The 24,162-nt window shown below is 61.9% G+C and carries 25 protein-coding genes and 1 pseudogene; 14 read left to right on the plus strand and 12 right to left on the minus strand.

Annotated features, from left to right (window positions below):
• Positions 1-31: 31 nt before the first annotated feature.
• The 4 genes from AAHK20_RS14430 to AAHK20_RS14445 are packed head-to-tail and all read right to left on the minus strand — an operon-like array spanning position 32 to position 3,315.
• On the minus strand, positions 32-478 hold the full coding sequence (locus AAHK20_RS14430; RefSeq protein WP_449182139.1) for a DoxX family protein: 447 nt from the start codon (positions 476-478) through the stop codon (positions 32-34).
• Position 479: 1 nt separating this feature from the next.
• A complete protein-coding gene (locus AAHK20_RS14435; RefSeq protein ID WP_449182140.1) occupies positions 480-2,369 on the minus strand; it encodes an amidohydrolase in 1,890 nt (629 codons plus the stop codon).
• 36 nt (positions 2,370-2,405) lie between these two features.
• The gene (locus AAHK20_RS14440; RefSeq protein ID WP_449182141.1) at positions 2,406-2,573 is read right to left on the minus strand and encodes a DUF1427 family protein; all 168 of its coding nucleotides are present in this window, start codon (positions 2,571-2,573) and stop codon (positions 2,406-2,408) included.
• 55 nt (positions 2,574-2,628) lie between these two features.
• The gene (locus AAHK20_RS14445) at positions 2,629-3,315 is read right to left on the minus strand and encodes a hydrolase (protein ID WP_449182142.1); all 687 of its coding nucleotides are present in this window, start codon (positions 3,313-3,315) and stop codon (positions 2,629-2,631) included.
• Positions 3,316-3,462: 147 nt separating this feature from the next.
• Here AAHK20_RS14445 and AAHK20_RS14450 point away from each other — a divergent pair, with 147 nt between their 5' ends.
• Positions 3,463-3,738 (plus strand): DUF1427 family protein, encoded by a 276-nt coding sequence (locus tag AAHK20_RS14450; protein WP_449182143.1) that lies wholly within the window; start codon positions 3,463-3,465, stop codon positions 3,736-3,738.
• Between the two features lie 79 nt (positions 3,739-3,817).
• Here AAHK20_RS14450 and AAHK20_RS14455 read toward each other — a convergent pair whose 3' ends face one another.
• Positions 3,818-4,855, minus strand: a complete 1,038-nt coding sequence (locus tag AAHK20_RS14455; RefSeq protein WP_449182144.1) for a LysR family transcriptional regulator — start codon at positions 4,853-4,855, stop codon at positions 3,818-3,820.
• Positions 4,856-4,858: 3 nt separating this feature from the next.
• Between AAHK20_RS14455 and AAHK20_RS14460 the strand changes: the two genes are divergently transcribed.
• The gene (locus AAHK20_RS14460; protein WP_449182145.1) at positions 4,859-5,908 is read left to right on the plus strand and encodes an aromatic ring-hydroxylating dioxygenase subunit alpha; all 1,050 of its coding nucleotides are present in this window, start codon (positions 4,859-4,861) and stop codon (positions 5,906-5,908) included.
• A gap of 1 nt (position 5,909) precedes the next feature.
• Positions 5,910-6,881, plus strand: coding sequence for a PDR/VanB family oxidoreductase (locus tag AAHK20_RS14465; protein WP_449182146.1), 972 nt, complete (start codon positions 5,910-5,912; stop codon positions 6,879-6,881).
• Positions 6,882-6,893: 12 nt separating this feature from the next.
• Here the strand turns inward: AAHK20_RS14465 and AAHK20_RS14470 are convergent, their stop codons facing one another.
• On the minus strand, positions 6,894-7,961 hold the full coding sequence (locus AAHK20_RS14470) for a DUF3466 family protein (RefSeq protein WP_449182147.1): 1,068 nt from the start codon (positions 7,959-7,961) through the stop codon (positions 6,894-6,896).
• Between the two features lie 529 nt (positions 7,962-8,490).
• Here AAHK20_RS14470 and AAHK20_RS14475 point away from each other — a divergent pair.
• The 6 genes from AAHK20_RS14475 (at position 8,491) to AAHK20_RS14500 (ending at position 12,263) form a co-directional block, all read left to right on the plus strand.
• Positions 8,491-8,943, plus strand: a complete 453-nt coding sequence (locus tag AAHK20_RS14475) for a MarR family winged helix-turn-helix transcriptional regulator (protein WP_449182148.1) — start codon at positions 8,491-8,493, stop codon at positions 8,941-8,943.
• 27 nt (positions 8,944-8,970) lie between these two features.
• Positions 8,971-9,534, plus strand: a complete 564-nt coding sequence (locus AAHK20_RS14480; RefSeq protein WP_449182149.1) for an isochorismatase family protein — start codon at positions 8,971-8,973, stop codon at positions 9,532-9,534.
• Between the two features lies 1 nt (position 9,535).
• Positions 9,536-9,865 (plus strand): hypothetical protein, encoded by a 330-nt coding sequence (locus AAHK20_RS14485; protein WP_449182150.1) that lies wholly within the window; start codon positions 9,536-9,538, stop codon positions 9,863-9,865.
• Positions 9,862-11,088 (plus strand): MFS transporter, encoded by a 1,227-nt coding sequence (locus tag AAHK20_RS14490; protein ID WP_449182151.1) that lies wholly within the window; start codon positions 9,862-9,864, stop codon positions 11,086-11,088. The genes AAHK20_RS14485 and AAHK20_RS14490 overlap by 4 nt, the downstream gene beginning before the upstream one ends.
• Positions 11,089-11,197: 109 nt before the next feature.
• The gene (locus tag AAHK20_RS14495) at positions 11,198-12,085 is read left to right on the plus strand and encodes a LysR family transcriptional regulator (protein ID WP_449182152.1); all 888 of its coding nucleotides are present in this window, start codon (positions 11,198-11,200) and stop codon (positions 12,083-12,085) included.
• 31 nt (positions 12,086-12,116) lie between these two features.
• Positions 12,117-12,263 carry an AraC family transcriptional regulator N-terminal domain-containing protein gene (locus AAHK20_RS14500; protein ID WP_449182153.1) on the plus strand — a complete coding sequence of 49 codons (147 nt, stop codon included), beginning with the start codon at positions 12,117-12,119 and terminating at the stop codon, positions 12,261-12,263.
• A 19-nt stretch (positions 12,264-12,282) separates the two neighbouring features.
• Here AAHK20_RS14500 and AAHK20_RS14505 read toward each other — a convergent pair whose 3' ends face one another.
• Positions 12,283-12,996 carry a phosphatase PAP2 family protein gene (locus AAHK20_RS14505; RefSeq protein ID WP_449182154.1) on the minus strand — a complete coding sequence of 238 codons (714 nt, stop codon included), beginning with the start codon at positions 12,994-12,996 and terminating at the stop codon, positions 12,283-12,285.
• Positions 12,997-13,226: 230 nt separating this feature from the next.
• Between AAHK20_RS14505 and AAHK20_RS14510 the strand changes: the two are divergent.
• Positions 13,227-13,382: pseudogene (locus tag AAHK20_RS14510) on the plus strand (AraC family transcriptional regulator); the annotation flags it as partial.
• 11 nt (positions 13,383-13,393) lie between these two features.
• On the opposite strand, the gene AAHK20_RS14515 reads toward AAHK20_RS14510, so the two are convergent.
• Entirely contained in the window at positions 13,394-14,233 is an 840-nt protein-coding gene (locus tag AAHK20_RS14515; RefSeq protein ID WP_449182155.1) for a c-type cytochrome, read from the minus strand.
• An 80-nt stretch (positions 14,234-14,313) separates the two neighbouring features.
• On the minus strand, positions 14,314-15,021 hold the full coding sequence (locus AAHK20_RS14520) for a Crp/Fnr family transcriptional regulator (protein WP_449182156.1): 708 nt from the start codon (positions 15,019-15,021) through the stop codon (positions 14,314-14,316).
• Between the two features lie 129 nt (positions 15,022-15,150).
• Between AAHK20_RS14520 and AAHK20_RS14525 the strand changes: the two genes are divergently transcribed.
• Positions 15,151-16,317, plus strand: coding sequence for an alpha-hydroxy-acid oxidizing protein (locus AAHK20_RS14525; protein ID WP_449182157.1), 1,167 nt, complete (start codon positions 15,151-15,153; stop codon positions 16,315-16,317).
• Positions 16,318-16,360: 43 nt separating this feature from the next.
• Here the strand turns inward: AAHK20_RS14525 and AAHK20_RS14530 are convergent, their stop codons facing one another.
• Positions 16,361-17,134 carry a hypothetical protein gene (locus tag AAHK20_RS14530; protein WP_449182158.1) on the minus strand — a complete coding sequence of 258 codons (774 nt, stop codon included), beginning with the start codon at positions 17,132-17,134 and terminating at the stop codon, positions 16,361-16,363.
• 488 nt (positions 17,135-17,622) lie between these two features.
• Here AAHK20_RS14530 and AAHK20_RS14535 point away from each other — a divergent pair, with 488 nt between their 5' ends.
• Both AAHK20_RS14535 and AAHK20_RS14540 read left to right on the plus strand, forming a co-directional pair.
• Positions 17,623-19,995, plus strand: a complete 2,373-nt coding sequence (locus AAHK20_RS14535) for a DNA polymerase II (protein WP_449182159.1) — start codon at positions 17,623-17,625, stop codon at positions 19,993-19,995.
• Positions 19,996-20,145: 150 nt separating this feature from the next.
• Positions 20,146-21,339 carry an alpha/beta fold hydrolase gene (locus AAHK20_RS14540; protein WP_449182160.1) on the plus strand — a complete coding sequence of 398 codons (1,194 nt, stop codon included), beginning with the start codon at positions 20,146-20,148 and terminating at the stop codon, positions 21,337-21,339.
• Here AAHK20_RS14540 and AAHK20_RS14545 read toward each other — a convergent pair.
• Entirely contained in the window at positions 21,308-22,255 is a 948-nt protein-coding gene (locus tag AAHK20_RS14545) for a LysR family transcriptional regulator (RefSeq protein WP_449182161.1), read from the minus strand. The genes AAHK20_RS14540 and AAHK20_RS14545 overlap by 32 nt on opposite strands.
• A gap of 190 nt (positions 22,256-22,445) precedes the next feature.
• Between AAHK20_RS14545 and AAHK20_RS14550 the strand changes: the two genes are divergently transcribed.
• The gene (locus tag AAHK20_RS14550; protein WP_449182162.1) at positions 22,446-23,477 is read left to right on the plus strand and encodes an NHL repeat-containing protein; all 1,032 of its coding nucleotides are present in this window, start codon (positions 22,446-22,448) and stop codon (positions 23,475-23,477) included.
• 79 nt (positions 23,478-23,556) lie between these two features.
• Here the strand turns inward: AAHK20_RS14550 and AAHK20_RS14555 are convergent, their stop codons facing one another.
• Positions 23,557-23,970 (minus strand): PPC domain-containing DNA-binding protein, encoded by a 414-nt coding sequence (locus AAHK20_RS14555; RefSeq protein WP_449182163.1) that lies wholly within the window; start codon positions 23,968-23,970, stop codon positions 23,557-23,559.
• Between the last annotated feature and the right edge of the window lie 192 nt (positions 23,971-24,162).

Here is a 24,162-nt window from a genome sequence, read left to right on the forward strand (position 1 = left end):
TCCTTATTGTTTAATCGTAGTGTCTGATCAATCAGGTGCGACGCCCTTCGGCCGCACTTTCCGCATCGCCGAGCATTGTCGCGAGCACGAGCGCCGCGATCAATCCCAAATGCTCGAAAAAGCTGTTGAGCGCCATGAAGCGCGCCGTGCCGGTCTGGTTCCAGAAGTCGTTGGCAACCAGCATCGCGACGACGGTCAGTACGCCGAGGCCGCCGGCGCCGATCCACATGAAGCGGCGAAATATGACGCAAAGCGAGCCGACGATCTCGACTGCGACCGCCAGCGCTGCCCAGAGCGCGGGCGGACTCAGGCCGAAATGCGCCTGCTCCGCGATCGCGCTGTCGAAATGCAGCGCCTTGTTGAAGCCGCCGATCAGCCAGGCGGACACGAGCGCGAGGCGCACGAGCGGCCCGACCCACGGCTGCGCAAGCAGCGCGTGGACCCAGGCCGGGCTGCTGTGGCCGGACAACGGCGTCACGTCAGATGGCCCAGCAGGAGCAGCCGAGCGCGCCCCAGAAGCGCTTCGCATCCGAGGTCGGCAAGGCGCGGGCCCATGCGAGCGCGTGCGCATGGCCGTGTACGTTGCACGCATTCGCGCACCCGCACATCGCCGCGGCGGCAGCGCGCTGAAGCGGTGCGCCTTCACGCTGCGTCGCGCCCCAAGCACCGTAACCGCCGTACTTGCGCACCGGCGACCAGTCGGGCATCGCGGGCGGGACCGGCGCGTCATGCTGCGAGAACGGGCCCGCGCCCCACACGGTCTTGCCGCCGACCACCGTGAGCAACGAGGTGGTGCCGGCAATGTCGTCCTCGGCGCACGCGAAGAAATCACGGTCAGGCACCATCAGATCGGCGAGCTGTCCGACCGCGATGCGGCCTTTCTTGCCTTCTTCGTTCGAGAACCAGGTGACGTATTCGGTCCACATGCGCAGCGCGGTCTCCCGATCGAGCAAGTTGCGTTGCGGATACATCCGCAGACCGGCGACCGTCTTGCCGGTCACGAGCCACGCGAGCGATACCCACGGGTTGTATGAGGCCACGCGCGTCGCGTCGGTGCCGGCGGAAGCCTTGATGCCCTTCTCGAGCATCTTGGCGACGGGCGGCGTGGCTTGCGCCGCCTCGGCGCCATAGCGCTCGACGAAGTACTCGCCCTGATAAGCCATCCGATGCTGCACGGCGATGCCGCCACCCAGCGCCGCGATGCGGTCGATCGAACGCTCGGAGATGGTCTCCGCGTGATCGAAGAACCAGTTGAGGCCCGCGAGCGGGATGTCCTTGTCGACCTTCTCGAACACGTCGAGCGCGCGGCTGATGGTCTCGTCGTAGGTCGCATGCATACGCCACGGCCAGCGGTTCTGCGCAAGCACACGCACCACGGCTTCGAGATCGCCTTCCATCTCGGGCCCCATCTCCGGGCGCGCCACGCGGAAGTCCTCGAAGTCGGCGGCCGAATACACGAGCATTTCGCCTCCGCCGTTGTGGCGGAAATAGTCGGTGCCGTCTTGATACTTGGACGTGCTGGTCCAATTCACGAAGTCTTCCTTCTCGGCCTTCGGCTTCTGCGTAAAGAGGTTGTACGCGATGCGCACCGTCATCTCGCCCGCGTCGTGCAGCTTGCGGATGACCTCGTAATCCTCAGGGAAGTTTTGCGAGCCGCCGCCCGCGTCGATCGCACTCGTCACGCCAAGGCGATTGAGATCGCGCATGAAATGGCGCGTCGAGTTGTACTGATACTCGGGCGGCAGCTTCGGCCCTTTGCCAAGCGTCGCGTAGAGAATCGATGCATTCGGATTCGCGAGCAGCAGGCCCGTGGGATTGCCCGCGCCGTCGCGCACAATCGTGCCTCCCGGCGGCTCCGGCGTGTCCTTCGTATAGCCGACCACGCGCAGCGCGGCTGCGTTGAGCAGCGCCCGATCGTACAGATGCAGGATGAACACGGGCGTATCGGGCGCCACCGCGTTGAGCTCCTCGATCGTCGGCAGGCGCTTCTCCTCGAACTGATGCTCGGTGAAGCCGCCGACCACGCGCACCCATTGCGGCGCGGGTGTGATCGCGATCTGCTGCTTGAGCATCTCCATGGCAACGGCGAGCGAGCGCACACCGTCCCATCGCAGCTCCATGTTGTAGTTGAGCCCGCCGCGGATCACGTGCAAATGGTTGTCGATCAGGCCGGGGAGGACCGGCCGGCCACCAAGATCGATCACCTTGGTCGCGCCGCCGGCGAGCGGCATGACGTCGGCATCGCTGCCGACCGCCACGAAGCGGCCGTCGGCGATTGCCGCTGCCGTGGCGGTCGGATTCGAGCGATCCAGCGTGGTGAATCGTCCGTTATGAAGAATCAAGTCGGGTTGATTGCCGGTTGTGCTCATGTGCGCTCCTTGCTTCGCTCATTGCGCTCAATTCAATCAAAGTCCGAACAGCTGTTTGAGGACCGGGACGGCCTGTACGCCGATCACCATGCCCAGCAAGCCGATGAGGGCAACGAGCGGCGGCGCGGGCGAGCGGACCTTGATCACGCTGTAAATCACGCCTATCAACACGCCTGCACCCAGCGACACGAGATAAGGTTCCATACGATCGATCTCTCTGCGTACACGCCGCATCCGCTGCGAGCATCAAGACGCGCGCTCACTTCGCCGGCACAGCCGGCAGCGCCTCATGCGGTGTGGCCGTGCGCTGCGGCGCCTTGTGGACCATCGTGTACGCGTAGTCGACGCCCATGCCGTACGCGCCCGAGTGCTCTCTTACGATCGCCATGACTTCATCGTAAGTTTCGCGGCGTGCCCAGTCGCGCTGCCATTCGAGCATGACCTGCTGCCATGTGACCGGCACGCAGCCCGCCTGAACCATGCGCTGCATGGCAAAGTCGTGCGCGTCCTTCGACGTGCCACCCGAAGCGTCGGCGACCATGTAGATCTCGTAGTCGCCTTCGAGCATCGCGCAGAGCGCGAATGTCGTATTGCAGACTTCCGTCCACAAGCCTGACACGACCACTTTCTTGCGACCATTCGCGGCGAGCGCGTCGCGAACCTTCTGGTCGTCCCATGAGTTCATCGACGTGCGCTCAAGCAGCTTCTGACCCGGAAATACGTCGAGCAATTCTGGATACGAGAACCCTGAGAAGCTCTCTGACTCGACGGTCGTGATCGTGGTTGGAATCTTGAACACCTTGGCTGCCTTGGCCAGCCCGATGACGTTGTTCTTGAGCGCCTGACGGTCGATCGACTGCACGCCGAATGCCATCTGAGGCTGCTGATCGATGATGATGAGTTGACTGTTCTGCGGAGTGAGGACTTCAAGCTTCGGATTGCTCATGACGTACATCTCCCTTTGACACGGATAAACGAGGCCCGCCTCACCGGCATGACCGGGAGGAATTCGATGTTCATCTCGCTGGGGTATGCGGCATCCAGCCCTAGACATATATTAGGCAAACTAGCCGAAAGAACAGAGACTCGCACCATGAAACCGTACATTTATTCCTTCCTCGCCGGCGTGCTTGCGGGTGTCGTCTATTACGTGATCGGCGTGCAGTCGCCGGCCCCGCCCGCCATCGCGCTCATGGGCCTGCTCGGGATTCTGGCTGGCGAGCAGATTCTTCCCCTCGTGCGCAGCATGCTCTCGGGCCTCAAGCTAAAAGGGGCATGGCGAGAAGCGAAATGCAGCCAGCACATGTTCGGCTCTCTGCCGGGCGCTCACGTACCCGACGCGGCCACGAAGGAACAGCGGCCTTCGTGATGCTTCGTCGTTCACACGCTTGCGTGGTCATCTGTCTGCTGAATGCGCCGGCGCCGCGAAGTGGTCCGGCTCGAACAGGCTACCCCTCGGAGATGTCGGGATAGTGTTCAAACGTCTCTTTGATGAGGTGACGCAGCCAGACGTTGGCAGGGTCGGCATTGAAGCGGGCATGCCAGTGCTGGCGAAGCGCATAGGGCGGTAGCGGGACCGGCGGCGGCACGATCCTGACCGTGCCGAGCTTCGAAAAGACCCTCCCGAGTTCAAGCGGCACGGTTGCAATCAGGTCGGGATGCGCATCGATCAAATGGGGCACTGCAAGGAAGTGCGGGGTCGTGAGATAAATATTCCGCTTAATGCCATAGGCGTCGAATGCGTTGTCGTACGCTGCAGTGGCCCGCCCCGTCAGTGACACGGTGATCTGCGGCATCTTCTCGAACTGCGCGCGGGTCAACGTCTTCCCGACCTTCCGGTTGCGTACGCTGACGAGCGTCACGAACGAATGCATGAATAGCTGCTGCTGGAAGAGGCCTTCGGGAGCCGCATGGAACGAACCGAGCGCGAGATCCGCGTCGCCTGACGACAACATGCCCTCGATCTGTTCCAGCGGAACTTGCACCGAGCGCATCGTGCAGTGAGGAGCGAGCTTTCGCAGCCGGCTGATCAACGGGGGCAAAAAGACCAGCTCGCCCATGTCGGTCATGCAAAGCACAAACGTGCGTTGCGCTGTCAGCGGATCGAAGCGAGCCTCCGCCACGACGTTCTGCCGGATCGCCGCAATCACCTCGGCGATCGTCGCGCCGAGCTGTTCGCCCTTCGGCGTCGGCGTCATGCCTTCCGGCGTCTTCACGAACAGCGGGTCGTCGAAGAACGCGCGCAGCCGGTTGAGCGCGTGACTCATCGCGCCCTGCGTCAGGCCGACATCCTGCGCTGCACGCGTCACGCTCCGCTCACGCAGCAGCGCATCGAAAACCACCAGCAAGTTCAGATCGAGATCTCGGATATGCATCATGTGCATTGCCTGTATTAATGGCATTAGCTTGACGCATGATCTCGGCAAACCTATCTTGCCGTCAAGCGCTCGACGACAAGCGCAAAAAACAGCTAAACAAGGAGACAAGCCATGTTCATCGCGAACACCTGGTACGTGGCCGCGTGGTCGCATGAAGTCGCGCCCGATGCGTTGTTTTCGCGGGTCATCACGAGCAAGCCTGTCGTGATGTTTCGCAAGGACGATGGGACGCTCGTTGCACTCGAAGACCGTTGCTGTCATCGAGGTGCGCCGCTTTCGGCCGGGCGTCGTGAAGGCGATTGCGTGCGATGCATGTATCACGGATTGAAGTTCGACAGTGCGGGCGCGTGCGTCGAAGCGCCGGCGCAGCAGCGGATTCCGCCACGCGCCAGAGTCAAGAGCTATCCCGTTGTCGAACGCCATCGGTGGATCTGGATCTGGATGGGCGATCCGGCGCTGGCCGACCCGGACGCTATTCCTGACACTCACTGGCTCGACGATCCGGCATGGCGCAGTCTTCCCGGATACATTCACTATGACGTGAACTACCTGCTGATTTGCGACAACCTGCTCGACTTCTCGCATCTCCCGTTCGTTCATCCGACGACGCTCGGCGGCTCCGAAGACTACGCCAGCGTTCAGCCAAAAGTCGAACGTATCGACAACGGCGTGCGGGTCACGCGCTGGACGATCAACACCGATGCGCCTGCCTACGCCGCCGCAGTGAAAGCGTGGCCCGGCAAGGTCGATCGATGGAACATCTACGATTTCACCTTGCCCGCTATTCTTCGCATGGACTCCGGAATGGCGCCTACGGGCACGGGCGCTCGCGAGGGCACGCGAGTCGATGCAGCCGAGTTTCGCGGATGTCAGGCGCTGACGCCTGAAACCGAAAACTCGACGCATTACTTCTTCGCTCACCCCCACAATTTCGCAATCGACCAACCGGACGTGACCCGATCGATTCACCAGTCCGTGGTGAGCGCGTTCGACGAAGACCGCGACATCATCACTGCGCAGCAAAAGAATCTCGCGCTCGACCCCGCGTTCGAGATGACACCGTTCGGTATCGATTCGGCGCTTTCGCAGTTCCGCTGGGCGGTGAATCAACGGCTCGAGGAAGAGAGGCAAGCGCGGCAGCAAACGGTCAACGAGGGCTGACATGATCAAGACACGGGTCGCCGCTCTGAGACACGAAGCTGAAGGGGTCATTGGAGTGGAACTGCGCGCCGCCGACGCTTCACGTCTGCCGCCTTTCGAACCCGGCGCGCACGTCGACGTCTACTTGCCCGACGGAATGACGCGCCAATATTCGCTCTGCAATGACTCGGCTGATGCTTCGCGCTACTGTCTCGGCGTCGGTCGTTCCGCGACGTCGCGAGGCGGATCAGCCTATATCCACGAAGAGCTGAAGATAGGAGACGTGTTGACGATCAGCGAGCCGCGCACGCTGTTCCGCTTGTCTCCCGAAGCATCGCGGCATCGGTTCATTGCGGGTGGCATCGGCATCACGCCGATACTTGCAATGATTCGTTGGTGCGTTCGACATGAACTCCCTTGGGAGCTGCACTACTGCGTCCGTTCGCGTTCGCATGCCGCCTACCTTGATGAGCTTGGCTCGCTAAGCGGGCGTGTGCACGTGCATGCGGACGAGGAAAGTACAACGCACCTTCCGCACGACGTGAGCGCAATGATGTGCGATATCGACGCACGGGAGCACGTCTATTGTTGTGGCCCAGCGGGGCTGATGGACGCCGTTCTGGCGTGCGGCAAGCAAGCGTCTGTCTCACCCGAACGCATTCACTTCGAGCGGTTCGCCGTTCCCGCGAACGAAGCGCAGGACAGTGGGGCGGCGGCCACTGAGAACAAACCGTTCACCGTAGTCCTCGCGAAGCAAGGTTTGCGCTGCATCGTCGAACCCGGCGAATCGATCCTGGAAAGCCTTGAACGACATGGCGTGCGTGCCGCGTTTTCATGCCGGGAGGGGCTGTGTCGAAGTTGCGAGGTCACACTTCTGTCGGGCGAGGCAGATCATCGCGACTACGTTCTGAGCGACGACGAACAGTCGGCGAACGGGTCATTGATGATCTGCGTCTCTCGGGCAAGATCGAACGAGCTGGTCATTGACTTGTAGAGTGGCGGGTTGTCATCTATCGCGTGTCCAAAGCACAGCTCGCCATACGGAGTTACTCGGCGCGGAGTAACCCGCGATTTCGCCGCGATTGTTGATCGACCGAGCCATGCTTTGATTGTCGCCGGGGAGCATGCCCAGATCGATCATCACCCCGTGCTCAAAGAGAAAGGCATGCTGCTCCCACCCGCTTGCCGTGGACGATGAGCCGACCACTTGGCCGCGTTCGTTGATCCCGTAAGCGTAGCTGTTGGTGCCGCCGGGAAGCGTGCCCAGGTCGATCATCCTTCCGTGTTCATACAGAAAGGCGTGGGTGTTCCCGCTTGCCGTCGACGACGAGCCGACCACCTGGCCGCGATTGTTGATCCCGTACGCGGCGCTGCTGTTGCCGCCAGGGAGTGTGCCCAGGTCGTTCATCACCCCCTTGGCAAACAGAAAGGCGTGCTCGTTGTTCGTGCTTAGCGTGGACCAGCCGACGACCTCGCCGCGCTCGTTGATCCCGAAAGCGGAACTGAAGTAGCCGCCAGGGAGCGTGCCAAGATCGGTCATCACCCCGTTGTCATACAAAAAGGCTTGCGATGCCCGGCTTGCGTTGAACGACCAGCCGACGATTTGGCCGCGATTGTTGATCGCGTTAGCGGCACTGTTGTCGCCGCCCGGGAGCAGGCCCAGGTCGGTCACGACGCCGTTCTCGAACAGCGTCGCATGCGGATAACCCTTCGAGTTGAACGAGTAGCCGACCGCCTGGCCGCTCTCGTTGATTCCGTAAGCGCTGGCGCTTCGCTCGCCACCGGGAAGCGTGCCCAGGTCGGTTATCACGCCGTTATCAAACAGCGCGGCGTGCGGGTAATTTTGCGAGTTGTACGAGCCGCCGGCGATTTGGCCGCGCTCATTGATCGCGATAGCTTCGCTGCTCTTGCCGCCTGGCAGCGTGCCGAGGTCCTTGATGGTGTGACGTTGGTTTGCGTCGTCAGGACTTTGGCCTGCGGCGGGCTGAAATGCGGCGACCATGAGCAGGGTGAAAAGAAGCAGGGCGCTACGAATGTAGTTCGTATTGCCAATTAGCCTGCGTACAGATTGCATGATGATCCCCTTGCGCGGGACATAACCTGGATCGCAATCGGCAACCTGTCGGTAGGCGTGCCGAAGCCTGCTAAAGCTAGCTCAACGTTCGACAACTCATGGCGTGACAGTCTGGGGCTTGGTCCAACAACGGAATGCACGGCGGCAGGACTTCGATTCATGTGGCGTACAAAGCGCGGCACCGTGCGTCTCAATGTAGGCAAAGGTCGGAGGAAAGTCGAGTTTTTTATCAATAAAAAATTCAGTAAATTTGCCATCTGCAATCGTATGTGTCGGAATAAATTTCATTGCAATGTATGCGAGTTATCTGGCAATCCGATCTATGGTGTGATCTCTTAAATTTGATAAGTAATGAGGCAAATTAATGACACTGCAAAAGAGGGACCTCACTCCTTAAACGCCGGATCGCTTCGCTCGACCAACCGAAGCAGCGGATGCCAATCCCTCTGCTTGAGGGTCGCCCTCATCGTCACGGGAAAATATACAGTCTATCTGTACAGTTTGTCTGTATACATGCTATGGTTGCGCCATGACCAAACAATCATCGCCTCCCAAATCCACCGACTTGACCGCCCTTGCTGGCGAACTACGGGTTGCCGTGGGCAAATTGGTTCGCCGCGTGCGAGAACATTCGCAGGCTGGCGACTTTACGTCGGCCCAGAAATCGGTACTCATCCACCTGGACCGTGACGGCCCAGCCACCGTTTCTGCTTTGGCACGGGCAGAGAGCGTGAAACCGCAGTCCATGCGGATGACGGTTGCCGGCTTGGAAGCGCTGGGCGTTGTCAAAGGCGAGGCCGACCCAAGCGACGGACGCAAAACCCTGATTGACCTGACCCCCACGTTCAAACGAAAGGTCCAAGCGAGCCGGGCGGCTAAAGAAGACTGGCTGCTTCGCGCCATCGAAGCGCAGTTGTCTGCGCAAGAGCAGGCTGCGCTCGCCACGGCAGTGAAACTGCTGCAGCGGCTGGCGGACTTCTAAACATTCTCTGGGACTACATGGAAAACCATGTCATACACTGCGCTTGACCCAAACACCGCCCTAATCGTCGTTGACCTGCAGAAAGGCATCGCCGGCTTGCCCCTCATTCATTCCATTGAATCGGTCGTCGAGCGATCCTGCGCGTTGCTTCAGGCATTTCGCCAATACGGACTACCGGTCGTATTGGTCAACGTCGACGGCATGGCGCCCGGCCGCACAGAGCGGCCCCGCCACAATTACGCATTTCCTGAAGGATGGACGGACTTCATTCCAGAGCTTGACCAGCAGCCCAGCGACATCGTCATCACGAAACGGACATGGGGTGCGTTCGCCAATACCACCCTCGAGAAACAATTGAAGGCACTGGGTGTGACGCAGGTCGTTGTCACCGGGGTATCCACCGGCACAGGTGTCGAGGCGACCGCGCGTCAAGCCTATGAGCACGGGTTCAATGTCAGCTTGGTTCTTGATGCCATGACGGACATGCATGAAGAGGCTCACGACTACAGCATCAAGAACGTATTCCCTAAATTGGGCGAAACCGGCACAGCCCAGGACATCATCGATTTACTCGCTACGAGGAGTGCCTGAAATGGATTGGCTACATGCCGTTTCTTATTTCTTCGGTGGTGCCTTCTTTGCAAATGCCGTGCCTCATTTCGTCAGTGGTGTGATGGGTGAACCCTTTCAGAGCCCGTTTGCGAAGCCGCCGGGAAAAGGGCTGTCGTCATCGACCGTCAATGTGGTCTGGGGTTTCTTCAATCTCGTCGCCGGTTATCTTCTCATTTGTCGCGTGGGTGATTTTGGGCTCAGGGTGACGAGCGATGTCGTGCCGTTCGGCATGGGAATCCTGGTGATGGGGCTGCTCAGCGCTCGGCATTTCGGCAGTTTGCATGGCGGTAACACTCCCGAAAGTACATGAACGCAACGGCCACCGGTACCTTCAGGTCACTCAAGCACTTCAATTACCGGTTGTGGGCTATCGGCGCTCTGGTATCCAACGTGGGAACGTGGATGCAACGGACCGCTCAGGACTGGCTCGTGCTGACCCAGCTCACTCACCACAATGCCTCCGCGGTGGGTACGGTCATGGCCCTGCAATTTGGGCCGCAGCTTTTGCTGTTACCTTGGACGGGCTTCGCCGCGGACCATTTCAATCAGCGAAGACTGCTGATTGCAACCCAAGCGGCTATGGGTGGTCTTGCACTGGCGCTCGGTCTTCTGACCGTCAGCGGCATGGTTCAGCTTTGGCACGTTTATGTATTCGCCTTTTTGTTCGGCTGCGCGGCGGCGTTTGACGCGCCCGTGCGTCAGACGTTCGTGACGGAGTTGGTCGGCAGCGGGGATTTGCCGAACGCCGTCGCGCTCAATTCGATGTCGTTCAACGCGGCGCGGATGATTGGGCCCGCAGCCGCCGGTGTGATCATCGCGTCGATCGGCACAGGGTGGGCGTTCGTGATCAATGGCCTGAGTTTCGTCGCGGTGTTGGCGTCCTTGTCGCTATTTCGAATGACCGAGTTGCAACCGAACGCGCGGGCATCCCGCTCAAAGGGAAATCTCACCGAGGGATTCCGCTACGTTTGGTCTCGCCCCGAGCTCAAGGCGATCCTGGTGATGCTGTTCCTGATTGGCACATTCGGACTGAATTTCCCGATTTTCATCTCGACGATGGCCGTCGGGGTGCTTCACACCGATGCGCGTGGTTACGGTCTTCTGTCATCCATCATGGCGGTGGGCACCGTGTCCGGTGCGCTTATCGCTGCGGGACGCGACCGGCCGCAGTTCATGTCGCTCCTTATCGGCGCCGCGACGTTCGGGTTGGGTTGTGCGATGGCTGCGGTCGCTCCGAATTACGGGTTGTTCGCGGCGGCGTTGGTCGTCATAGGCGTGGCGGCCCTGACCTTTACCAATGCCACCAACAGCGCGATGCAACTCTCGACAGAACCCGCCATGCGGGGGAGGGTGATGGCTTTGCGTGTTGGCATCGCGCTTCGCGGGACGCCCATCGGGGCGCCCATCGTAGGCTGGGTTGCCATGCATGCCGGCCCTCGTTGGGCTTTGGGCATCGGTGCGGCATCGGGCTTCGCTGCTGCTATCGTGGCGGCTTTTGCTCTGAGATCGAAGGCCCGCCTATTTCGGCAATGACGACTTCAAGGGCATGACAGCATTGAAAGGCGATTGAGGCATCGGAACGAAGCTATTGCTCCAAGGCGGAGGAGTAGACTGCGCAATCCCATACGAGCCAAATCCATTCATGCAGCGCGTCGACTTCAACAATCTCCGGGCTTTCATCGCGGTCGCGCGTGAGCGCAGCTTTACCCGCGCTGCGGCGCAGCTTGGCGTGTCGCAATCGGCGCTCAGCCACACGATTCGCGGGCTGGAAGAAAAACTCGGCATTCGCCTCCTCACGCGCACGACGCGCGGCGTCTCGCCGACCGAGGCGGGCGAGCGGCTGCTCTTGAGCGTGGGGCCGCACTACGAGGGAATCGAGGCCGAGCTGACCGCGTTGAACGAGCTGCGGGAAAAGCCTGCCGGCACGATACGCATCACGGCGCACGATCATGCGATCGATACCGTGCTTTGGCCGAAGCTCGTGAAGTTCATGGCGGACTACCCGGATATCACGATCGAACTCAACGTCAACTATGCGCTGACCGACATCGTCGCCGAGCGCTACGACGCCGGCGTACGCAACGGCGATCAGGTGGCCAAGGATATGATCGCCGTGCGCATCGGTCCGGACGTTCGCATGACGGTGGTCGGCGCTCCGGCGTACTGCTCAAGCAAGCCGCTGCCGCAAACACCTCGAGACCTGGCTGCGCACGTCTGCATCAATCTTCGGCTGCCTACTTATGGCGGGCTCTACGCTTGGGAACTCACCAAGGACGGCCAAAAGCTGCCAGTCCAAGTTCGCGGCCAATTCATCGTCAACACCACGCCGCAGATTCTCACGGCTGCGCTTGCGGGCTTTGGCCTCGCGTTCTTGCCGGAGGATCAGGTGACGGCCCATGTCGAAGCGGGCCGCCTCGTTCGCATGCTCGACGATTGGTGTCCGGCGTTTCCCGGCTATCACCTGTACTATCCGAGCCGCCGGCAAGCGTCGCCGGCGTTTGCGTTGCTGGTGAATGCGTTGCGCTATTGACGTCTAAGCTGACGGCGACCTGAGCAGGGTCGTGGAGGCGAGTCCCACCAAGCCCTTTCTCGGTGTCGTGATCGAATTCGATCTCGCGGTCATGCGCGAAGTCATGGAGGCTCTCATCGCGCCGCCACGGAGTGGCATCGACACCTTGAAAAGGTCGGCAACGGCCTGGCGCCTGTAATCGACGCCAACGTCAGACGTCAATGCAACAAGGCGTGCGCCAGTACGCGCAGCTCGTCGAACTGCGTCGTCAGCTCGAAACTGAGTACGAACGCCCCGGCGTAAAACACGCCCGGAAAGCGCTGGGCAAGCGCGAGCATCGGTGCGGCGACGCGCGTGCGTATCGCGTTCACGTTCATCAAGGATGCGATGCCGATGCCGAGCACTGCGCCTGCGAGCACGTCGGTCGGGAAGTGCAGGCCGAGAAGGATGCGCGGCACGCCGATCAGCACGATCGCGTGCAATAGCGCGTAAATGCCCAGGGGCCGCGAGACCAGAAAAATGCCCATGGCGACCGCGGACCAGAGCATGACGTGGTCGCTCGGAAACGCACTCCATGTTCGCAGCACGGGGTCGTCGATATTGGTTTCTGGAAAGTACGCGCGTAATGACGGTTCATACATCGGCCGCAGGCGGAACGGCAGATAATGCGCAAGCAGCCGGCCGGCCGCCAACGCGAGAAACCCGCTCACAATCGCGATCACGACGATTTCGCACTCGCGCCGCCTCAAGGCCGCGCCGTCGGGGCCGTCCGCGCGCTCGGATCTGAACCAGATCCACCATAGCAGCGCCGTCAATACCACGCCTTTGAACAAATACATGCTCACTATGGTTTCGATGGCGCGGTCGAAACGCGGAGAGTTCATGATCACCGGACTCATGAACTCGATAAGCCATGTGTCGAAGTGGGTCATTCGCTTACGTCTCCTCCTCGGCAGGTAAGAGCAAGGATTCGATATACGGTAGCAACGATTGGAAATACCGTATGTGCGTTAACGCAAGCAGCATGCCTAATCGGTCGCGGCATCGGGCGGCACGCCGGACCGCCGGATCGCCATGCCGGCGCTGAGATCTCTGACGCCGGCACCGATGACATTCATGGACGCGGGTGCAACGAAGTTTCGTCTGTCGAAAGTATCGGTTGTCGAAGCCTTGGGTGCAGGCGGCGGGCGTGGAGGTGCTGAACCAGCCGTTCTATGCGCGCGGCAACGTAGCGACGGCGGGTGGGTGCCTCGCTTCGCCTTATATCGCGGCGTGGATCATCGCGCGTACGGAAGGCGTCGAGGCGGCGCCTGCCGCGTAGCGCTTTCACTAATACCGCGCGTCGGCGGGTTTGCCGCCCTTGGGCCAGTCTTGTGCTTTCGCCGCGTAATCCGGACGCGGCTGCTGCGTGACATAGGCGGCGACGTCGATGGCTTCCTGGTCCGTCAGCGTGGCGTTGCCAAGCGGCATGTTGTGCCGGATGAATGCCGCCGCCGGTCCGATTCGCGCCATGCTCGCGCCGATGTTGTACGACGCGTCGCCCCACAGCGGCGGTATCGAATACGTCCCGCCGCTTTGCATGCCTTCGCCACTCGCGCCGTGGCACGACGCGCACTTGTCGGCGTAGATCGCCTGGCCGTGCGCGTGATCGGGCGAGAGGCTCCCCGCGTTGGCGATCGTGCCCATCCCGCGCCCTGGGCCGAACTGTCCGCCCGGGACGCCGCGCGACAGGAACGTCATATAGGCAAGCAGCGCATTCATCTCGCGCGAGTCGAGCGCTAGCGGCACGCCGTTTTCGGAACGCTGGAAGCAGTTGTTGATGCGTTGCGCGAGCGATTCGAGGTGCCCGCTGCGCGCGGTGTAAACCGGCGTCACGCCGCTGATGCCGGCCCAGGGAGAACTGAGGGGCTGGGTGCCGCCGCCGATATGGCAGCTCGCGCACGACATGGCGCCGCCCGGCACATGGCCCGCCGCGAAGCGAGGGGTGTCCATCGTGAGGTTGCGGCCGAGTTCGACCGCGTCCTTGTCCGGTCCGGATGGGAGCGCGGCGATGCGGGCGTCGACGTCGGCTGCGGCTGGCGCGGTCGCCTCGTCGGCGAGGCCCGTCCCGATCCCGCCAATCGACAAAACGAGCGCACACGTTAAGACAGGTGAATGAATTCGCAGCATGGTCGGCCCCCGCCCGATGAATCCATGAAGAGTCGTTCATCTGCGCTCGCCTCGCAATAGGGTTGTTCGCGAGGATTGATTCAGGCATACGGACTCGATTCCGTCGCCGCCTCTCTCAACCGCGCCATATCCAAGATCGTAAGCTGACCAAACTTAAGGCTTACGATCCCTTTGCGCTCGAGCTCCTTGAGCATCTGATTGGTCGTCTGCCGCGACAGCGACACCATCGAGGCAAGGCTGTCTTGCGAAAGCTTGATCGTGCTCTGCGTCTCGTTCAAGCCGCCATAGCCTTCGGCGATCAACAACAGACGGCTCGCGACGCGCTGCGCCGCGGACAACACGCTCAGCGCTTCCGCAGTCTTGAACGACACCCTCAAGCGCTGCGCCATCAACAGCGCGATATCGCGCCAGTAAAGAGGCGTGGCATCGAGCAGGCTTCGTAGCGCCGTCTCCGGCACATGCAGCAGCAGCGCCCGGCTGGCAGCGGTGGCGTCGTGCGGGCGCGCCAGACCATCGACCAAGGAGATCTCCCCGATCCACGCGGTCGGCCCGAGCACGGCGGCCAAGGCTTCCTTGCCGTCGACGCCGACCGTCCCGATCGCGATAGCGCCGTCCAACAACGCATACAAGCCACACGAGGGATCGCCGCACCGGTATAGCGCTTCCCCCTTGTTGAGCCGTAGCAGCGTGGCGTTGTTCAGCAAATGGTCTTGGAACTCAACGGAAATGCCACGGAACCAAGGCGTCGATTCGAGTTGCTGGCGATAGCGTTGCGGATTGGATTCCATGGATGGGCCCACCTGTCGGCTTTCCGACAGATTCTACGCACGATTGCCCACATCATCGCTCCACGCTTTAGCGTTAGTGGCTTGCGACGAACCGTTCCCCGATCCCCACCCAACCTGTGGAAGCTGACCATGACCCAATTCGGTGACTACCAGAACGAAATCTATTTCAACGGCTTGAACGGCATCCGGCCGAATCTCCCAGTCGATTTCAAACGGCTCGAGGCACGGGCGAGCGAAGCGCTGCCGCAGTCGGTGCTGACCTATGTGCAAGGCGGTTGCGGCGACGAGTTCACGCAGCGCCGCAACGCCGAAGCGTTCTCGGAGTGGGGGCTGGTGCCGCGCATGCTGGTCGATACCCGTGTGCGGGATCTGTCGGTCGATGTCTTTGGAAAGCGGTACGCGTCGCCGCTGATGTTGTCTCCGATCGGCGTGATCGGCATTTGCGCACAAGACGGCCACGGCGATATCGCCACGGCGAAGGCGGCGGCAGCGGCCGGTGTGCCGATGATCGCGTCCACGCTGATGAATGATCCGCTCGAAACCGTTGCCGAAGCCTTGGGTGACGGTGACGCCTTCTTCCAGCTCTATACGCCGAAGGATCGCGAACTTGCCGAGAGTTTCGTGCGCCGCGCCGAGGCGGCCGGCTACCGAGGCATCGTCGTGACGCTGGACACTTGGCTCACGGGCTGGCGTCCGAGAGATCTCAACGACAGCAACTTTCCGCAGCTGCGCGGCGTCGCACTGGCCAACTATTTTTCCGATCCGCATTTCCGCGCCAAGCTCGCGAAACCGCCGCAAGAGGATCTCGCCGCAGCCGTGCGGCTGTGGGCATCGATCTTCGGGTTGACCGTGACCTGGGACGATCTGGCCTGGCTGCGCTCGATCGCCAAGCTGCCGTTGATCGTCAAGGGCATCCAGCATCCCGACGATGCGAAGCGCGCGATCGACATCGGTGTCGACGCCATCTACTGTTCGAATCACGGCGGCCGCCAGGCCAATGGCGGCGTCGCGTCGATCGATCTGCTGCCGGCGCTCGTCGCCGCGTGCGGCGAGATTCCGGTCTGGTTCGATTCCGGCATCCGCTCGGGGACCGATGTGGTCAAAGCGCTTGCGATGGGGGCCAGCGTGGTCGGCGTCGGCAGGCCCTATGCCTACGGCTTGGCGCTGGGGGGAACGGCGGGCATTGTGCATGTCGTCCGGTCGATCTTGGCCGAAGCGGATTTGCTCATGGCGGTCGATGGATTTCCCGACATCGCGGCACTGCGCGCGGCCGGCGTGCGCCGGACGCGCGCGTAGCGCCACCGGCGTAACGTCACGTCACGGCTTGCGCGCCGTGCTATCAAGTGCCGCTATGCCCTCTTTCGCGCGCGAGCAACTCTTGTTTCAGCGCGAGCGCCTCGCTGTTGTCACGATCGATCGAAAGCGCCCAAAACACGCCCGAGCGGGCTTTGCGCAGATCGTTTTTGTCGAGGCCGTCATGCGCTCGCGCCAGCGCAAGCGACATCAGCTTGCTGTGTCGATCGCCATGCGGCGCTTCGCTCGGCGCGGAGCTGGGCGGCTGCGCAGCCACTGCCGTTGACGGCGCGTGGGCGGGAGTGGGAGCGGGAGCGGGAGCCGCCGGCGTCTGCGGTAACGCCAGATGAGGCGCGGTTTGCGTGCTTGGCGCCGGCATCGAATTGCGGGCTAGCGTGGTTCCTGGCGACGTCGGCGCTGCAGGCGAACTAGTAGCGTGGCTTGCGCCTTCCGGAATGACGCTGCCTTGCACGACCGTTTGCATCGTTTCCATGTCGTGCCGATCGAGCGCGGCAGCACTCTCATACCGCTGCAAAGCCGTCGATACGCCGAACAGAACGAGAAACGCCAGCGATGTGACCGCTGTGTTCGGCTTCATATTCCAGAAGCGGAAAGCGCTATGCAATGGCGAGCGCAGGTTCCCATCGAGATAGCGGTCGGGCGACTCGAACAAGAGCGTCGGTCGCGGGAGCCCTTGCAGTTCGTTGAGCGAAAGCGCGGCACTTCCACCGGCGGTGCTTGCGTGAGCGAATGCCGTTGGCCTCTCGGGCCGCTTCGTGCGCGTGCGTTCGAGCTCACTGAGGGCTTGGCGAACATTCACGCCGCAGTGCGGACAATAGGCGACCGGCTCGAGCAATCTGCCGCCGCAACGGGCGCAAGCCGTCGGAAAAGCGCGGTCGTGAGCGAGCGGATCGCTTCCTGTAAAAAATTCCGTTCTGGTTTCAAACATGAAGACGGGAGTCATGCGTTGGGGTCGGATGGCGTGCTCGGCAAGCGAGCATGAGCCATGGCACGATCCGTTAAAGAGGGTCTGCTTTCGTCGTGAGGGCGATACCCATTAGACGAACGACTCGGCCAATATCGAACAGCAGCGGCCTAGCGTCAACCCACGAAAACCGCGTCCATCGGGACTCATCCGACAAACATCAGAGGCTGTCCGCCAGAGGGGGCGCGGCGCTTCATTGATCAGATCAGCAGAATTCGTGCCGGGTCGTTAATCGCATTAAGCGCTAGTTCAGCGGTCGCGCCATTCAAGCGCTAAAATCCGCCGCCTGAGCATCAACTGAGCATCCACAGCGAGCGTGCGTTTTGACGGAGTTCGAGCAGGGTTTCATCCTCACCCGCCATTGGCGGGATACCCCGGACGGCATCGAGATCGAGTTCTGGCTGGCAACCGAACGCGGTCCGCGCCGGGTACGGTTGCGCCCGCAGGACGCCGTCGCGTTCATTCCGGCCGAACAGCGTGACGAGGCCGAGCGCGTGCTCGCTGGCGAAAGCGGCGTCGAGTTGCGCCCGCTCGCGCTGCGCGACTTCCGTCAACGGCCGGTCGTCGGTCTTTATTGCAAGCGGTATCGTCATCTCGTCGCGTTGCAGAAGCGTTTGACCCGAGAGGGCGTCGACGTCTACGAATCCGACGTCCAGCCGCCGGACCGCTACGCGATGGAGCGATTCATCACGGCGCCGGTGATGTTCCGCGGCGTGCCGGCCGCCGATGGCGTCGTGTCCGACGCCGAGCTGAAGACCGCCGACGACTATCGTCCCGCGTTGCGATGCGTGTCGCTCGACATCGAGACCAGCGCGCGTGGCGAGCTCTATTCGATTGCGCTGGAAGGCTGCGGACAGCGACACGTGTTCATGCTGGGCCCGGCCAACGGCGACGCCCGCGACCTCGACTTCGATTTCGAGTACTGCGACAGCCGGCCCGCGCTGCTCGAGCGCCTGAACGACTGGTTCGAGCAACACGACCCGGATGTGGTCATCGGCTGGAACCTCGTCCAGTTCGATTTGCGCGTGCTGCACGCGCACGCCGAGCAGTATCGCGTTCCGTTGCGGCTCGGGCGCGGCGGCAGCGTGCTCGACTGGCGCGCGCACGGCCAGCAGCCCGATCATTTCTTCGCGGGCGCGGCCGGACGTCTCGTGATCGACGGCATCGACGCGTTGAAGTCCGCGACGTGGACCTTTCCGTCATTCAGCCTCGAATACGTCGCGCAGTCGCTGTTGGGCGAAGGCAAGGCGATCGACGACCCGTATGGGCGCATGGACGAAATCCAGCGCCGCTTCGATCACGACAAGCCCGCGCTCGCGCACTACAACTTGAAGGATTGCGAGCTCGTCACGCGCATCTTCGAGAAGACGGACCTGCTCTCGTTCATGCTCGAACGCGCGAAGGTCACCGGCCTCGCGGCGGATCGCATGGGCGGCTCGGTCGCGGCCTTCACGCATCTCTATCTGCCGAAAATGCATCGGCTCGGCTACGTCGCGCCGAATCTCGGCGACGTGACTGGGCAGACGAGCCCCGGCGGCTTCGTCATGGATTCGCGGCCTGGCCTCTACGATTCGGTGCTCGTGCTCGACTACAAGAGCCTGTACCCGTCGATCATCCGCTCGTTTCTGATCGATCCGGTCGGGCTGATCGAAGGCCTCGCGCACCCCGGCGATGATGAGTCCGTGGCCGGCTTTCTCGGCGCGCGTTTCTCGCGTACGCGCCATTGCCTGCCGGACATCGTGCGGCGCGTCTGGGACGGCCGCGACGTCGCGAAACGCGAGCGCAACCAGCCGCTGTCGCAGGCCCTGAAAATCATCATGAATGCGTTCTACGGCGTGCTCGGTTCGACCGGCTGCCGCTTCTTCGATCCGCGGCTCGCGTCGTCGATCACGATGCGCGGCCACGAAATCATGCACAGAACGCGCGAGCTCATCGAATCGCACGGCTACGAGGTGATTTACGGCGACACGGATTCGACGTTCGTCTGGCTGAAGGAGCCGCATACCGACGACGAAGCCGCGCGCAAAGGGCGCGCGATCGTCGAGCACGTGAATCGCTGGTGGAAGACGCACTTGCACGAGCGCTTCGGTTTGGAGAGTGCGCTGGAGCTGCAGTACGAGCGCCACTACCGGCGTTTCCTGATGCCGACCATTCGCGGTGCGGAGGAGGGCAGCAAGAAGCGCTATGCGGGCCTCGCGGTCACGCCGGACGGCAGCGAAGAGGTCGTGTTCAAGGGCCTTGAGACGGTCCGCACCGATTGGACGCCGCTCGCCCAGCAGTTCCAGCGTGAGCTATACCGGCTCGTCTTCAAGCGTGAACCGTATCAGGACTTTGTCCGCGACTATGTGCGCCGCACGCTGGCCGGCAAGCTCGACGAACTGCTCGTCTATCGCAAGCGCGTGCGCCGTCCGCTCGCCGAGTATGCGCGCAACGTGCCGCCGCATGTGCGGGCGGCGCGCATGGCCGATGCGTTCAACGAGGCGCACGGCCGTCCGCTTCAGTACCAGCGCGGCGGGTGGATCAGCTACATGATGACGACGGCCGGCCCGGAGCCGCTCGAAACCCGGCGCTCGCCGATCGATTACGCGTTCTATGTGAGCCGCCAGCTTCAGCCCGTTGCGGATGCCATCCTGCCGTTTCTGCGCGACGACTTCGAGTCGGTGATTTCCGGGCAGGAGCGGTTGTTCGAGGGGTAGCGATTCGATCGCATGATGATCGACTGCTAATAATAAAACGGCGATTATCAAGTCAATCGACGGAATCTAAGATGCCTCCACGGTTCAGGCCCAGCCCGAATCGATCCACTACCCCCGTGCCGCTGACGCACGAGATCAAGGAGCATCGCAATGGATATCCGCACACGCGGCACGAGAATTCACGTTCGAGAACAAGGGGACGGCGAACTGGCACTCGTGTTTCTTCACTACTACGGCGGTTCGTCGCGCACATGGAGCGGCGTGGTCAGCGAACTATCGAGCCAGTACCGGACCATCGCCACCGACCATCGCGGCTGGGGCGACTCGGACGCGCCCGAGCACGGCTACTCGATTGCCGATTTGGCGAACGATGCACAGGACGTCATCGAAGCGCTGAATCTGAAGCGCTACGTGTTGGTCGGTCACTCGATGGGCGGAAAAACGGCGCAGTTGCTTGCGTCGCGCCGTCCTGCCGGACTCGCGGGCGTCGTGCTCGTCGCTCCGTCGCCGCCGTCACCGATGGCCCTTCCGCAAGAGCAGCGCGCGGCGATGGCCTCGGCCTACGATACGCGCGAGTCCATCGGTTGGGTGCTCGACAACGTGCTCACCGCGAACCCGCTGATGCCTGCGCTTCGCGAGCAGGTCATCGCCGACAGCCTGCGCGGCGCGCCGCAAGCCAAGGCTGCATGGCCCAACGCGGCAGCGCTTGAAGACATCACGGGCGAGGTCGGGGCCATCAATGTGCCCGTCATGGTGATTTCGGGCGAACTGGACCAGGTCGATCGCGTCGAGACCTTGCGGAAGGAACTGCTGCCTCGGATCGCGGGCGCGCGCCTGCATGTCTTGCCCGGTACCGGACACCTTTCGCCGCTCGAGGCGCCGTCCGCCGTCGCGACGCTGATCCGGCAGTTTGCCGGCGAACTGCAATCGCATGGCAAGAGCAGTGCGCCCAAGACGCCCGAGCAGGTTCCCGTCGCGTTCGATGCCGCATTCAACGCTGGCGATGTCGACGGCGTACTCGCGGTGTTCACCGAGAACGCGACGATGCGCATGGCGGATGGCGTCAACGTGGCGAGCGGTCATGAGGCACTGCGCCGTCAACTCACGGAAGTCTTGAAGGCAGTGCCGCACATCCGCAACCAAGTGCGGCTTTCCCTCGTCAGCGACGACATCGCGCTCGTACTGATCGACTGGACCGTGAAGGTAGCGCTGCCCGACGGCAAGCAGGCCACGAGTCGCGGCACGGCTACGCAGGTGATGGTGCGCGGCGACGACGGGGTATGGAAGCTGCGAATCTCCAACCCGCTCGGGATCAGCCAGGACGCCGGCGTTGTCGTCGAGTAGCCTTTGCTTGGATGTGATCCCACGGCGGCTCGTCGCCGAACGCAGCGACCAGATAGTCGAGGAAGTGGCGCACTTTGAGCGGCATGTGACGCGCGCTCGGATAGACCGCCTGAATCGTCAGTTCCGACGCGTGGTAGTCCGGCAGTAGCGCGACGAGATTGCCACGCGCGATTTGCTCGCCGAACACGAAGGTCGGCCCATAGACGATGCCGGCTCCGGCGAGTGCCGCGGCCAGCAGCATCTGGGTATTGTTGGCCGCCATCCGGCATGGACCGCTGATGACGTGCGCGCGGCGTTTCGCATCGACCAGCGTCCAGTCTCCAACCGACACCGCTTCGCTAAACGTAAGCCGCGGTGCTTGCCGCAGATCGTCCGGAGTGCGCGGCGTGCCGTGACGTTCGAGGTAGTCCGGCGACGCGCAAATGACCATTCGACACGGAGCGAGCCGGCGCGCGACCAACCCCGAATCGGCTAGGCGCCCGATACGTATCGCGACGTCCACGCCGGCTTCGAGCAGGTCGACGTAGCGGTCGCTCAACGAGACTTCGATGTTGACGCGCGGGTGTGCTTCCAGGTATTTCGCGAGCACGTCACCGAGATGCATCGCGCCGAACGTGACGGGTGCCGCGATTCGCAGCACGCCACGGGCGGTGCCATGAGCATCGCTCGCTTCGCGATTGGCCTCGTCGAAGGCTTCGAGAATCTGTTTGCATCGCGCGTAATAGACCTGGCCGATATCGGTCAGGCTGAGACGGCGCGTCGTGCGCTGGAGCAGCCTCGCATTCAACTCGGTTTCGATGGCGCTCACGTACTTGCCCGCCATCGCAGGGGATAAGCCGAAGCGTCGCGCAGCGGCGGCGAAACTGCCTTCGTCGACGGTAGCGACGAATACGCTAATGCCGGTTAGTCGGTCCATTGGTTCCTCGATTTGATTACGTGATTATCGGGGAGAGCGTTGGCATGCCGGACTACCGCTCGATGTCGATGGGTGTTCCCTCGCATCGCCCGCCAAAACACAGGTTCCATCTGGCGAGAGTTCGTTCAGCCTCCGCCTGGCGTCTATTCTTGATTGGTGCATTCGCACAATATGAACACGGAGGCGTGTCATGAAACCCGCGCTATGTGTCGCCGTCTTCAGTATGGTGTTCGGGGTCCAACTGGTGCACGCCGCCTGCCCCAACGACGCCGTTTTCCTGTCCCTTAACGATCAGATTCGCGGCTACTCCTTGCGCGCCAACGGAGCAACTGAACCCTGCCAGATAATTCAGGGACCGCTGACCACTCTTACGACTGGCGAGGCGATCGCGCTGGACAAGCACAGCAACTTTCACATCGCACAGTTTCTCAGCAATGCCACCGTGGATATTTTTGCGCGGAACGCTCGAGGTAATGAGGCGCCATATCGCACATTCACGTTTCAGACGAACGATCTGTCTGGTATCGGTGTGGACTCGCGGCTCAATGACTTCGTCCTGAACTTTCGTCCATCAACTGCAGGAGTGCTGGTTGTTCTTGCCAACACGACTGGAATCGTGACCCATCCGATTGTCATTACCGATTCGAACATTAGCGAATACCAAGGTATTGCAGTCGATAGTGACGACAATCTGCTGATTGCAGGTTATGACACGCGGGGAGCAGCAGTCATCGATGTGTTTGATACCAGCAAGAGCCTTACCTCGCCGCCGCTTCTGCGTAGCATCACAGGTACCAACACCGGGCTGTTTCCGTCGAGTGGAGGACTTCCGAGGCACAACATCTCGCTTGCTAGTGATCCAGTTACAGAAGAACTGTATGCCTACAACGTCAGCACAGACCTGACACAGTTCCAGGTTAGTGTTTTTGCCCGCCAGGCGAATGGCAACGTCGCGCCGGTACGGACGATCAGTGGCCCAGCCACGGGAATCACCGGACCCAGCATGGACGCAGGCGCAAACAAGATCGCCATCTCTTCGGACGGGCGGCTCCTGGTTGCGGAGCCGAACCTGCGCATTCTCGCGTTCGCGCCGGGAGCAAGGGGCAACGTGGCGCCATCTCAGGTCATCGAGGACTCCACCCCGGGTCCGACCACTCAAGGAGGGATCGCGGCCCGGTCAAGAGGAGGCGGACGGCAGAATGAAAACGACGATGCTCAATGAAACGGACGACGCCGGTGGCAAATAGTCCGATAGAAAGCAACGCTGATCGCGTCTCGGCATGGAGTCCCGCATACGCCGTTCATGCGGCGCTGCCGTCTGGCTCACTCCGAACCACAAGCTCCATGAATCCGGTACCGGAATCGACCTCACGGGAGAAGCGATGTTCGGGAAGCAGTAAGAGAAGTATTTCAGCGGTTGTGCGAATCGCGCATCCACGTGCCACATGACCGCCGAACACTTGACCGCCTGCGTCGGAAACGGCCATATGCAGGTGCGCGCCATCAGGTGATACCGAGCCGGCCAAAGTCAATATCTCGAGGTCGCCGCGTAGCGTGACGGGTGCTTCGGCGCCAGCGAATCGTAATTGGGCGACGCTAAGGCTGCCGATGCCCTGGAGGACGAACGCCGCGTGCAAGTCGCGCTGACGTAGCGCGTCTTCGACCGAAGCGCGCAAATCATCGCCAGGAGAAAGGCGCAAAGGATGGGGCTGCATGTTTGCCAACCTGTTCGAGGGCCGAGATTCCGACAAAGTTAAGGCCTAAAAGGGGACCCGGCAAGCGGCCGTTGTACTGAGCTGAAGATTGCATCTGAGCGACGGCTAAAAAGACCGGCGAGACGCGCCGGTTTCCCCCAAACCAAGTGCGAGTGCGGCCGTGGATCTTGCCGCCAAATGTTAAATCCCCTA

The sequence above is a fragment of the Trinickia camelliae genome (assembly GCF_053525655.1).

Bases quoted from the DNA above. Each gene is read 5' to 3' on its own strand.
- AAHK20_RS14435 (WP_449182140.1), bottom strand. From the start codon at position 2,369: ATGAGCACAACCGGCAATCAACCCGACTTGATTCTTCATAACGGACGA.
- AAHK20_RS14440 (WP_449182141.1), bottom strand. From the start codon at position 2,573: ATGGAACCTTATCTCGTGTCGCTGGGTGCAGGCGTGTTGATAGGCGTG.
- AAHK20_RS14445 (WP_449182142.1), bottom strand. From the start codon at position 3,315: ATGAGCAATCCGAAGCTTGAAGTCCTCACTCCGCAGAACAGTCAACTC.
- AAHK20_RS14450 (WP_449182143.1), top strand. From the start codon at position 3,463: ATGAAACCGTACATTTATTCCTTCCTCGCCGGCGTGCTTGCGGGTGTC.
- AAHK20_RS14460 (WP_449182145.1), top strand. From the start codon at position 4,859: ATGTTCATCGCGAACACCTGGTACGTGGCCGCGTGGTCGCATGAAGTC.
- AAHK20_RS14465 (WP_449182146.1), top strand. From the start codon at position 5,910: ATGATCAAGACACGGGTCGCCGCTCTGAGACACGAAGCTGAAGGGGTC.
- AAHK20_RS14470 (WP_449182147.1), bottom strand. From the start codon at position 7,961: ATGCAATCTGTACGCAGGCTAATTGGCAATACGAACTACATTCGTAGC.
- AAHK20_RS14475 (WP_449182148.1), top strand. From the start codon at position 8,491: ATGACCAAACAATCATCGCCTCCCAAATCCACCGACTTGACCGCCCTT.
- AAHK20_RS14480 (WP_449182149.1), top strand. From the start codon at position 8,971: ATGTCATACACTGCGCTTGACCCAAACACCGCCCTAATCGTCGTTGAC.
- AAHK20_RS14485 (WP_449182150.1), top strand. From the start codon at position 9,536: ATGGATTGGCTACATGCCGTTTCTTATTTCTTCGGTGGTGCCTTCTTT.
- AAHK20_RS14490 (WP_449182151.1), top strand. From the start codon at position 9,862: ATGAACGCAACGGCCACCGGTACCTTCAGGTCACTCAAGCACTTCAAT.
- AAHK20_RS14495 (WP_449182152.1), top strand. From the start codon at position 11,198: ATGCAGCGCGTCGACTTCAACAATCTCCGGGCTTTCATCGCGGTCGCG.
- AAHK20_RS14505 (WP_449182154.1), bottom strand. From the start codon at position 12,996: ATGACCCACTTCGACACATGGCTTATCGAGTTCATGAGTCCGGTGATC.
- AAHK20_RS14515 (WP_449182155.1), bottom strand. From the start codon at position 14,233: ATGCTGCGAATTCATTCACCTGTCTTAACGTGTGCGCTCGTTTTGTCG.
- AAHK20_RS14520 (WP_449182156.1), bottom strand. From the start codon at position 15,021: ATGGAATCCAATCCGCAACGCTATCGCCAGCAACTCGAATCGACGCCT.
- AAHK20_RS14525 (WP_449182157.1), top strand. From the start codon at position 15,151: ATGACCCAATTCGGTGACTACCAGAACGAAATCTATTTCAACGGCTTG.
- AAHK20_RS14540 (WP_449182160.1), top strand. From the start codon at position 20,146: ATGGATATCCGCACACGCGGCACGAGAATTCACGTTCGAGAACAAGGG.
- AAHK20_RS14545 (WP_449182161.1), bottom strand. From the start codon at position 22,255: ATGGACCGACTAACCGGCATTAGCGTATTCGTCGCTACCGTCGACGAA.
- AAHK20_RS14550 (WP_449182162.1), top strand. From the start codon at position 22,446: ATGAAACCCGCGCTATGTGTCGCCGTCTTCAGTATGGTGTTCGGGGTC.
- AAHK20_RS14555 (WP_449182163.1), bottom strand. From the start codon at position 23,970: ATGCAGCCCCATCCTTTGCGCCTTTCTCCTGGCGATGATTTGCGCGCT.